The 11,408-nt window shown below is 41.5% G+C and carries 6 protein-coding genes; all 6 read left to right on the top strand.

Annotated features, from left to right (window positions below; genetic code table 11):
* Positions 1–123 precede the first annotated feature (123 nt).
* Genes K8P02_RS16275 through K8P02_RS16250 form a run of 6 tightly spaced genes read left to right on the top strand, consistent with a single transcriptional unit; the run spans position 124 to position 11,399 of the window.
* Positions 124–1,035 (top strand): FecR family protein, encoded by a 912-nt coding sequence (locus tag K8P02_RS16275; RefSeq protein ID WP_002558125.1) that lies wholly within the window; start codon positions 124–126, stop codon positions 1,033–1,035.
* Positions 1,036–1,066: 31 nt separating this feature from the next.
* Positions 1,067–4,570: a TonB-dependent receptor gene (locus tag K8P02_RS16270; protein WP_025867446.1), complete on the top strand. Its 3,504-nt coding sequence runs from the start codon at positions 1,067–1,069 to the stop codon at positions 4,568–4,570.
* A gap of 10 nt (positions 4,571–4,580) precedes the next feature.
* Complete coding sequence (locus K8P02_RS16265; RefSeq protein ID WP_223381530.1) at positions 4,581–6,350, top strand: RagB/SusD family nutrient uptake outer membrane protein; 1,770 nt, start codon at positions 4,581–4,583, stop codon at positions 6,348–6,350.
* Positions 6,351–6,379: 29 nt separating this feature from the next.
* Positions 6,380–8,026 (top strand): membrane protein, encoded by a 1,647-nt coding sequence (locus K8P02_RS16260; protein WP_025867445.1) that lies wholly within the window; start codon positions 6,380–6,382, stop codon positions 8,024–8,026.
* The gene (locus K8P02_RS16255; protein ID WP_025867444.1) at positions 8,023–8,871 is read left to right on the top strand and encodes an endonuclease/exonuclease/phosphatase family protein; all 849 of its coding nucleotides are present in this window, start codon (positions 8,023–8,025) and stop codon (positions 8,869–8,871) included. Before K8P02_RS16260 ends, K8P02_RS16255 begins: the two co-directional genes overlap by 4 nt.
* Before the next feature lie 17 nt (positions 8,872–8,888).
* Positions 8,889–11,399: an endonuclease/exonuclease/phosphatase family protein gene (locus K8P02_RS16250; RefSeq protein WP_025867443.1), complete on the top strand. Its 2,511-nt coding sequence runs from the start codon at positions 8,889–8,891 to the stop codon at positions 11,397–11,399.
* The last annotated feature ends 9 nt before the right edge of the window (positions 11,400–11,408 follow it).

The following is an 11,408-nucleotide window of genomic DNA, read 5'->3' as shown; positions in this document are numbered from 1 at the left end:
ACGTATGGTTTATGTTGGGATCTTCTTTATCTTTTTTTAAGGTAAAGAGATTTTTTTGTTTTTGGTCTAATACTTTTTGGTGCGGCGTTGTCTTCTATATATAAAGCAACTTAAAACGAAGACATGAAGTATAAAAATGACGACATAGATAAGTGGAACGACGCGATAGATAAAACGATCGAACGTATTGATCAGTTGGTAGATAGTACTCAGCCTGGTCCCGACGAAGATTCTATTTTGTATCGTAGTTTAGAGAAAGTGTTGGTACGTATTGAACGTCAACGTGTTATAAGACGTCGATGGAAACTAAATATTGCTGCTGCCGTAGTTCTCCTGATAGGAGTATTTTCCGTATTTCACTTCACCGGTGATATCTCTGAAGAGTATCGCGAAATAACAGTTGCGTATGGTGAAAAGTACATAGTGGCTTTACCTGATGGTTCACGTGTCTGGCTGAATGCTGGTAGCAAGCTTTCGTATCCAAAGCAATTTAAAGGCAAAACACGGCAGGTGAATATAGAAGGTGAAGGTTTCTTTGATGTAACTAAAAAACCGGAACACCCCTTTATTGTAACAACCAATCATCTGCAAGTAGAGGTTTTGGGAACAACTTTCAATGTACACGACTATGCGGATGAGAACGTGGCATCGGTGTCACTCGAAACCGGAAAAGTAAAACTAAAACTTACCGGAAACTCTAAATATGAAGCCGACCTTGTAGTAGGAAAAACAGCCGTATATGATGTCACAAGCCAAAACTGTAATATAGTGAATAGCAAAGAAAAGGGCTATAGTGCAGATTGGAAAGAAGGTAATCTGAGCTTTTTTAATACTTCTATTAGTAATGTTGTAAAAACACTCGAACGCAAATATAATATATCGATCAGTCTGGTTGATGACTCATTATTGAAGTATAGTTATACATTTCGTAGTAAACAGGAAGAGTTTGGCAATATTTTTAAGCGGATGGAAATGATAACCCCTATCCGTATAAAGCAAATTTCAGACGGACACTATTGTATATACCCAAGATAAATCTAATAAGCAACATGTTAATTTTAATATTATGAGAAATCTATTTCAAAAGATTGTTATTGCGTCAGGCTTGCTTTTTTACAGTTTCTACGTTCAGGCACAGGTTCCCAAAGTATCGTTCGATTTTACCGGAATCACTTTGCAGCACGCTATGGAGCAGATATGCAAGTACGTTGATATGCAAGTGTCCTATAGTCAGGAAACAGTGAATATGCAAACTCTTGTAAGCTTGTCGGTTAAGAATGCCGATCTATCGGTAGCATTGGAGAAGATGTTAAGCTCTACTAATATAGATTTTAAAGTAGAGGGACAGGAAATACTACTTTTCCCGAAACAGAAAGAAAAGAAATCTTCGGATAGCCCGGACGAGAAGAAGATAAAAATAAAGGGAGTGGTTATAGATCCGGGTGGCGAACCGATTATTGGTGCCAATATACAGGTAAAAGGTGCCCGGATAGCTACTGTAACAAATCTTGACGGACTATTTTCAATGGAGGTTCCTTTGAATGCCTCTTTACAGATTTCATACATTGGTTATCAGCCCAAAGAGGTGAAGGCGGGTAGCAATATGAATATTGTATTGCAAGAGAAAAATGAGCAGTTGAATGAAGTTGTTGTGGTGGGTTACGGAACCCAGAAAAAGGTAAATCTGACGGGAGCTGTTAGCGTTGTTAATAGTAAAGATGTGAATAATCGTTCGGTTGCATCGGCCGCCATGGCTTTGCAAGGTACCGACCCCGGATTGAACCTAACCCTTAACAGCGGATCTCCCGATGCAGGCTATAATATTAACATACGTGGTATATCGTCGCTTACAAGCGGTGCTACTCCTCTTATTCTGATTGATGGTGTTGAAGGGAGTCTGAATCGGTTAAATGCCAATGATATTGAATCCGTATCAATTCTGAAAGATGCGTCGGCAGCAGCCATTTATGGTGCAAAAGCTTCGGCAGGTGTAGTTTTGGTAACCACCAAAAGTGGTAGCGAGGATGTGGCGAAGATTAACTACTCTTATCGTTTCGGGGTTTCACAAAATACGACCTCCACCGATTATATTACTACCGGTTATTGGTCGGCAAAGATTAATGACTTGTTTATGTATCCCTACAAGGGATATGGTTATACCAATTATACCGATGAAGATTATGACGAACTCTATGCACGCGTAAATGATAAAACAGAGAATCCTGAACGTCCATGGGTAGTACAACAACCCGACGGCAGCTATAAATATTATGCTAATTTCGATTGGTACGATTATATGTATCGTAAGAATCGTCCGCAACAAGAACATAATTTGTCTATCAGTGGAGGGAATAATAAAGTAAATTATTACATAAGCGGTCGCTATTTTCATCAGGACGGTATTATGAATGTGCATAATGATAAATATGACAGCTATTCCATCCGTTCAAAGATAAATGTACAAGCCACCTCATGGTTGAGGTATTCTAATAATACCAGTTATTATACGTCTAAACGTTTCTTCCCCGGCATGTCATCCATGGCGAACACACTACGTTTGTCTTATGTCCATGCATTGGCTTGTGTTCCGGCTACCAATCCCGACGGCACTGCTGTGTACATCAATCCCAATTCAAATGCTACGGCTACCGTTATGGATGGTGTGAGTGCTTTGTTGCTGCACAATAAGCACCGGAATACAAATTATGATCGGGAGGTGATTACCAGTAACAGGTTTGATTTTCAGATTTGTAAGGGATTGAATCTGATAGCCGAACATGCTTATTCGTTCAGATACCGTGAATATCGTAATCGTTCAACCAATGTGCCTTATTCTGAAAAGGCAGGTGAAGTACAGTGGCTCACCACAGAAAAGAATCAGGATTATTATCAGGAACAGCATTATCGTGTACAGAATCATAATGTAAATGTTTTTACTACTTATGATGCCAGCTTTAATCACAGCCATAATTTAAAATTCATGGTCGGAAGTCAATATGAAAGTTATGGCAATAACAATATGAAAGCGCGTCAGCTTGATCTGAAGAGTGATGAACTGGATGCTTTCAATCTGGCTACAGGTGAGATTACTGTTTTAGAGGGCAGCATCAAAGAGTCTGCTACATTAGGATTCTTCGGGCGCCTCAACTACGATTATCAAGGTCGATATCTGGTAGAACTTTCGGGGCGTACCGATGGTTCATCGCGTTTCGCACGGGGGCATCGCTGGGTATTTGTACCATCGGGTTCTCTGGGCTGGCGCATCAGCGAAGAAGAATTCTGGAAACCTTTGAAAAATGTATGGGATAATTGCAAAGTACGTTTGTCGGTAGGTAGCTTGGGTAATCAGAATGTCGACGATTATTACACTTATATAGAAAGTATTGATACCAGTGGAACAATCAATTATACTTTTGATGGAGAATCAAAAGCCAATATAGCAGTAGAAGATGCTCCGAAAGCTTCTGACCTTACCTGGGAGACTGCTACTACCTATGACTTGGGGATCGATCTGGGTTTCTTCGGCAACCGGCTTAACATAACTGCCGATGTATACATGCGTGATACGAAAAATATGTTGTGCGATGGGATGCAGTTACCATCGGTTTATGGTGCTCAGGTCCCTCGTCAGAATATTGCCGATATGCGTACCCGGGGTTGGGAACTAAGTGTAGCTTGGCAAGACCGGTTGGCTGTAGCGGGTAAACTTCTGAATTATTCCATATCGGCCGGAGTGAGTGACTACACCACTAAAGTGACACGTTATAATAATCCCTCCAAACTTCTTAGTAAATACTATGTGGGACAGACTTTAGGTGAGTTATGGGGCTTTTCTGTAGGCGGGTTTTTCGTTAGCGATGAAGAAGCTGCCAATTACCCGGTTGATCAGAGTTATCTGAATCAACAGATTATAACTTCAGTAGGTGAGCGCGGATTGCGTGCGGGTGATGTGAAATACCTTGATCTTGATGGTGATAATGAAATAAGTATTGGCTCTAACACGGTTGATAATCCCGGCGACCAGAGAATCATAGGTAATACACTGCCGCGTTATGCTTACAATTTTAAATTGGGAGCCTCCTGGAATGGGGTTGACTTTTCTGCATTCTTTCAGGGAATAGGACATCAGGACTGGTATCCGGCAGGAAATGCGATTTCATTTTGGGGACCGTATAGTCGTCCTTATTGTAGCTTTATTCCTACTCAGTTTATGGATGAAGTATGGACTGAAACCAATACTGGTGCCTATTTTCCGCGCGCCCGTGGCTATGAAGCATTGCAGACCAATTATTCATTGGGTTCGCCTAATGACCGTTATTTGCAGAATATAGCTTACTTCCGGCTCAAGAATCTGACAATCGGTTATACCATACCTGTTTTACCACGCTTCATAAAGGATTTACGTGTTTATTTCTCGGGTGAGAACTTGTTTTATTTTTCGCCTTTGAAGAAACATTCTAAGTATGTAGATCCCGAACAGGCCACTTCTTCTGATACACGGTATGAAAATACGGGTGTAGCTTACAATTTTAGTAAGACTTTCTCTTTTGGAGTATCTATTACATTATAAAAAAACAGCCATGAAAATAAAAAATACATATATTGCACTGTTAGTCGCTCTCTTATTTATTTCTACTGCTTGCGACGATTGTTTGGACCGTTATCCCAAAGACTCTACTAACTCCAAAGTATTCTTTGCCACTGGTAGTGATCTAAAATTGTATACCGATCAGTTTTATATGATATTGCCAGACGCTTCGGACCTGTATGGAGAATTATCGGATGAAGTGATCACTACAAATCTGCCTCCTGAAGTAATGGGTACCCGTAATATAACCAGTGGTAATGAATATTGGACATGGGATATGTTACGGCATATTAATTATTTTTTACAGCATAGTTCTCAATGCGATGATGTGGAAGAGCGTAATCATTATGAAGGCATTGCTTATTTTTTCAGAGCTTTCTTTTATTTTGATAAGGTGAAGCGATTTGGAGACGTTCCTTGGTATGATCAACCTATAGGAAGTAGCGAGGACGAACTTTTAAATAAATCTCGTGATAGCCGTGAGTTGGTTGTCGGCAATATTATTGGAGATTTGGACAATGCTATCAGATTGTTGCCCGGAGAATCCACTACCTATACGGTTAATAAATGGACGGCTTTAGCCTTAAAATCACGTGTATGCTTGTTTGAAGGAACCTACCGTAAATATCATGGCATTGGTAGTGGAGAAGAATTGTTACAGAAATGTGCCGAGGCTTCGCTTGAACTGATGAATAAAAGAGGCTATACGCTTTATAAAGCAGGTGAGGAACCCTATCGTACTCTTTTTGCAAGCAATCATTCTGATACGAAAGAGGTCATTCTTTCTCGCCGGTACAATGCGTCGTTAGGTTTATTCCACAATGCTACGAGTTATACGGTATCTTTTACACAGGGGAGCCCGGGATTTACCAAACGGTTTGTCAACCAGTATCTTACTATTGACGGTTCACGTTTCACTGATATATCCTGTTACGATACGCTTAGTTTGCACGATGAAATGACAGATCGTGATCCTCGTATGAGTCAGACGATATTTAAGCCGGGTGTTTATGTGAGAAAGGGAGAAACCAGTCTGTCGAAGTTTTCGATGAAGACATCCGTTACGGGGTATCAGATTATCAAATATGCAATGGAGAGCAAGTACGATGTATACAACAGTTCGGAATGCGACATGCCCTTATTCCGTTTAGGGGAGGTATATCTTAATTATGCGGAGGCTAAAGCCGAACTGGGAACCATTACGCAGAACGATATTGATATTTCTGTCAATAGGTTGCGTGACCGTGTAGGTATGCCTCATCTCAATTTGGGAGATGCCAATGCTCATCCCGATACCTATATGAAGGCGCTCTATCCCAACGTTATTCCGGGTGATCAACTGGGTGTTATATTAGAAATCCGGCGTGAACGGGATATTGAACTTGTGCTGGAGGGTTTCCGATATTCTGATTTGATGCGCTGGAAGGAAGGGGCAGCCCTGATGCAACCTTTTCATGGGCAGAGTTTCAATGGTGAAGGCCTTTATGACCTTGACGGAGATGGGAAGACCGATCTTGTGGTCTGGAAAACAACCCGTCCTTTGGTCTTCGGTGCTGAGTATCTGCAGATAGGAAAAGACATTACGCTGTCTCAGGAAACTCATGGGTGTTTGCTGATACACGGCTCTGTAGATAACCCTTCGGGTGGACGCACGTTCCGTGAAGATAGGGATTATCTATATCCTATACCGGTCAATGACCGTATTCTTACCAACGGTACACTCAAACAAAATCCCGGGTGGGATGATAAATTAGATTTATAACCATATATTAACTTTTTAATAATAGTGATATGAATACACAAAAAATGAAAATGCTACTTGTAGCATGTAGTACTTTATTTGTTTCGCAAGTCTTCGCTGAAGATTGGTTTGTACGCCCCGATATCGTGACAACGGCTGGAGATGGGCATAGTTGGGAAGGCGCCTTATGTGTCTCCGATTTTCAGATGTTATTGGCTAATGAACTTGCCACTTCGGGAGATATCTTTCATTTGGCTGGTGGTAGTTATATTCCAAACTCGAATGCGGAGAATTTTCGCATCACACAGGGAGTAAAACTGATAGGTGGATATGCTGGTAATCTTAAAGGCACTGATACTACACTGCCTGTCTATCCTTCGGCTACACCAACAATTTTCTCCGGTGATCGTAATAACGACGGAATGCCCAATGCCGGAGATATCCAAAACCTTCTGGTTATAAACAGTACCGATACTGTTACTGTGCAGGGAATTGAATTCAGGTGTGCTTATTATCAGGGTGGAGACTATGGAGCCGGTTCCGTTTATACCAATTTGTCGAATGTTGTACTGAAGAATTGTACTTTCAGAGATAATACGTCTACTTTTCACGGTGGTGCGGGATTTACTACAGTAGGTTCCTTTACACATTTGATTGATTGTGCTTTTACGAATAATAAGGCAAAATCAAGAGGAGGTGCTATTTTGGTGGATAATGCAAGTGCGGAGAATGGTGGTCGTAAAAGCCTTTGTGTACTCGAACGCTGTCAGCTTACAGATAATGTGCTGGAATATAACAGCACCGATGGAAAATACGGGGCAGCTATTCAGATAAGGCATGGCAATATGTGGATAATCAATTCTACGATAGCCAATAATAAAGCTTATTGCAATGGTGCAGGCATATCTGTAAGTGATGGTGATACGGTTCGTATTGTATCTTCCACTTTGGCTAATAATGTATGTACCCGTGTACAAATAGACCTGGGTAAACCAAACAGTTATGGTTCGTCCATTCGTATGGAGAAAGAGGCTGTGTTGTATATTGCTAATAGTATTTCACTGGAGGGACCTGAAGATGTAGGAGATAAACGAAATCCTACGTGCTACACAGAGAATTATACCAAAGGCATTGAAAACTATTTTATATCCGGAGGATATAATTATGTAGGTACATTCTATGATTTAACCAAAAAGTATCAGGACCCTGTCTGGAATACGGTATGGAAAACGACCGATCAGCCCGGTACCCCTGTTGATGTACATGTATATGCTGATATGTTCGGTACAAACGAACTGGCTGATAATGGTGGAGGTACCTATACTATTATGCCGGTTAGCAATACTGCTGGAGCTTCATTAACCGATTTGCAAAGCATTTTTGCCCAATGGAAATGTCCTGTTGATGTGGCTTTTAATCGTGACCAACGTGGTTATGTAAGAAAAGTAAATTCTTCTATCGGTGCCATTGACGTGAGTGGTACAGTCGGATTGAATATTACTGCGAAAGAAATAAAGAGACTTGTAGAATTGAGTCCGGGGCGTTATTTCATTGAAGGGGCGACCAATATCCGGGTATTCGGTATTAATGGTTCTTTACTTCTTGATACGAAGGGGGAAACGGTTGATTTGTCTGATTTGGCAAAAGGAGTATATTTGCTAAAAACAGATGGGGTTACTTATAAAGTGTTGAGATGAAACGAATCCATTTATTAGTGTTATTTGCGTTGGTCATGCCCTTTATGGGCATGGCTGCGCATACCTATCGGTTGGGTACTTACAATTTGCGTATACAGACTTCCAAAGATACGGGAGAAAAGGATTGGGACAATCGTAAGGGTTATATTGCAAGAACTGTTATTGACAATAAATACGATGTTATCGGTTTTCAGGAAATTGCAGGCAGTCGGCAGAAACAGGATTTAGAGGCACTTTTACCCAACTATGAGTTAGTTGCCTGGGGGCGTAACTCTGCTTCTGACAGTGAGGGGGAAGGAGTAGGAGTTGCTTTTTTGAAAGACCGTTATACGCTTCTTGAACAGGGACACTTCTTTTTGACGGAGACTCCCGGGGAGCCGGGGATTGCATGGGATGCTGCCTATAAACGTGTATCGGTTTATGTGAAACTCAAAGATAAAAGGACAGGTGATGTTTTTTGTTTCTGTTCTACGCATTTTGATAATGAGGGTAAGACGGCACGTATGAAAGGAGCCGGACTGAATGTCAGCAAGATATTGGAGGTTGCCGGAGATACTCCCGCTTTTATTGTGGGTGATTTGAATGCCGAACCGCATGAAACGGCTGTTCACGAGGTGTTTGCTGGGCAATTTGAAGATAGCCGTATTGTCTCAAAAAAGAAGCCGGAAGGTTATGAAGGCACCTACTGTAATTGGTTACATCAGCCTACCACCCAGCGGATAGATTATGTGTACTGCCGTAAAGCAGAGGTCCTGTCTTATAAAACGATCGTGAAGGACTACGGTCGGGCACTAATGCCTTCTGATCATATTCCGGTGCAGATTAAGGTACGTTTGTCTAAATAACTTTCAAAATACCATATATGAAAAAATGTATTTACATATTGAGTCTGTTGTTGTTGCTACTTGCTCCGTTGCATGCAGATATTCACCGGATGGGATCTTATAATATCCGGGTACTTTCCGACAAGGATACCGGTGATAAGGCATGGACGAATAGGAAAGAGTATGTTGCCCGTATCATTACCGGTAAGGAGTACGATGTTATAGGCATTCAGGAAATGAAAAAAGTCCAGTACAATGACCTGAAATCACTTCTGCCAGATTACGGTCTGGAATATTGGGGGCGTGATTCTCATCTTTTAAGTGATGTGGGCGAAGGTGTGGGAGTTGCCTGGCGTACCAGCCGGTATACATTGCTGGATAAAGGACGTTTCTTTCTTTCAGAGGATCCTGAGAAACCTGTAATATCATGGGATGCCGCTTACCGGCGTGTTTCGGTATGGGTAAAATTGCAGGATAAACAGACAGATGAAATATTCTACTATTGCTCTACGCATCTCGACAATGCAGGCACCATTGCCAGGCGTGAGGGGGCTCGTGTCAATGTAGAAACAATGCTCGGGATAGCCGGGAACTATCCTTGTTTTATTTGTGGTGATTTCAACTCATCTCCGGGAGAGACAATGGTGCATACTACCTTTGGTGCTTTCTTTAGAGACAGTCGTCTTTTATCGGCTACTGAACCGACAGGACAGGAAGGTACCTATAGTAATTGGGCTCTCTCTTTCGGTTCTCAGCGTATTGATTATATTTACTGCCGTAAAGCCGATGTGGGATCGTATGCAACGATAAACGAAGATTTTGGACGGGGAATGACTCCTTCGGATCACTTCCCGGTACAAATTACGGTTAGCCTTAAGGAGGTTAACAGAACTCCCCGTATTTATGTTTCTACTCAGGGGAATGATGATAACGATGGCTCTCTTAATAAGCCACTACGTACTTTGCAAAAGGCTACAACCATTGCGCAGCAATGTGATACCATATGTGTGACCGAAGGTCAGTTTTATATTGGTAATACCCGTGATGAATGTTTAGTATTGCCCCAGACGCTCAGTTTTATAGGTGGATATAACGATAACTTTACCCGGATTATAGGAAAGACTGTTGTATCCGGAGATTATAATCAAAATGGTTCTTGTGAAGACAACTCTCGGCATTTTATAGTGGCGGATGCGCCGGCTTTTCTGCATCTTGAAAATTTTACGATATGTGATTTCTATTCCGATGAGAGCTTGTCGGTTAATGGTGGTGCTATACAGGCATTGGGTTTAGGGGTGAAAGCTGTCAATACGGATTTTATAGAAAACTATGTTAGTGGCTGTGGTGCCTGTATTTATTCAACGGGGAAAGTGCTGTTGGATGGTTGCAGGTTTACTTCAAACCGGGCTGTAACCGGAGGTGCCATACGTATTGATTCTTCATTGTGGCCGTATGATATCAGGCATTCATTGTTTAGTGATAATACGGCAACATCGGGTGCTGCTATACATGTGGGTGGTACGTCAAATGGTTATATGTATGCGAACTCATTTGTTACGAATACAGCTTCCCAACAAGGAACTTTCTGTTTTGATGATGCTGGTACCGCTGCTACAATAACTTTGGTAAATAATACGTTTGCCAATAATTCCTGTCGTGTGGCAAGCGGTATTATGAATTCTATCATGGGAGGCGGCATTTACATATATGCAGCTTCCGGTGCAACCGTTTCGCTTGTAAACAATACGATTACCGGTAATTATAATGAGTGTTTAAAGCCGGATGGTGGTTTGGGAGCGAATTTCTATGGTGCGGCTGTTTATATCCGGAAAGGTAATGTGAATCTGTATAACAATGTTATTGCTGGTAATTTTTCTACGGCAACAACAGGTGGAGATATCTATTTCTCGGCCGACGCAACGCTACTTACGTCTCAATACAATGTATATACGTCACCCGAAAGTAATAATATAAAATCTGGAGCTACAGATATTCTGGCTTACACCCCATCCGATGGTCTGAATGCTATTAACCTCCTGTTTGAAGGAGATGTCAGCGAAGGGGTGTTTACTGCTCAGCTGGAGCAGATGCCGTATAGTGCATATGTCCGCATTAAAAATCCTGAGTTTGCCGGAAACTCTATTAATATTTTATCAACCGGACAGTTGAGTGAAGAATTGCTTCATATTGATCTGGATAATGATGGTGCTCTTCAAAGCTTTTTATTGTATGACCAGATAGGAACTGCACGTTCCGTTTTGGGAAGTAGTACCATTGGAGCGATCGAATGTGGTGTAAATGTGGGCATTTCTACTACAAAAGAGAATGGTTATTTGTTGAGTTATGTTGATGGTTGGCTGGTCGCGGATTCGGATAAGGTACCTGTGGGAGCATCTTGCCATGTTTATGACAGGACAGGAAGAGTGGTTCTGATAAAGAATTTTAATGAAAAGGGTGTACATATTGGTACCGCTTTGCCAACCGGATTCTATATAGTATTAGTACGTACTGCTACCCATCAGGAAGTATTGCGATTTATAAAAGAATGATGTGTGATT

Origin of the sequence: Bacteroides nordii (genome assembly GCF_019930665.1) — a bacterium.
Classification (GTDB): Bacteria; Bacteroidota; Bacteroidia; order Bacteroidales; family Bacteroidaceae; genus Bacteroides; species Bacteroides nordii.
The sequence above is the reverse complement of the archived record's forward strand: the minus strand, read 5'-3'. Positions and strand labels throughout refer to the sequence as shown.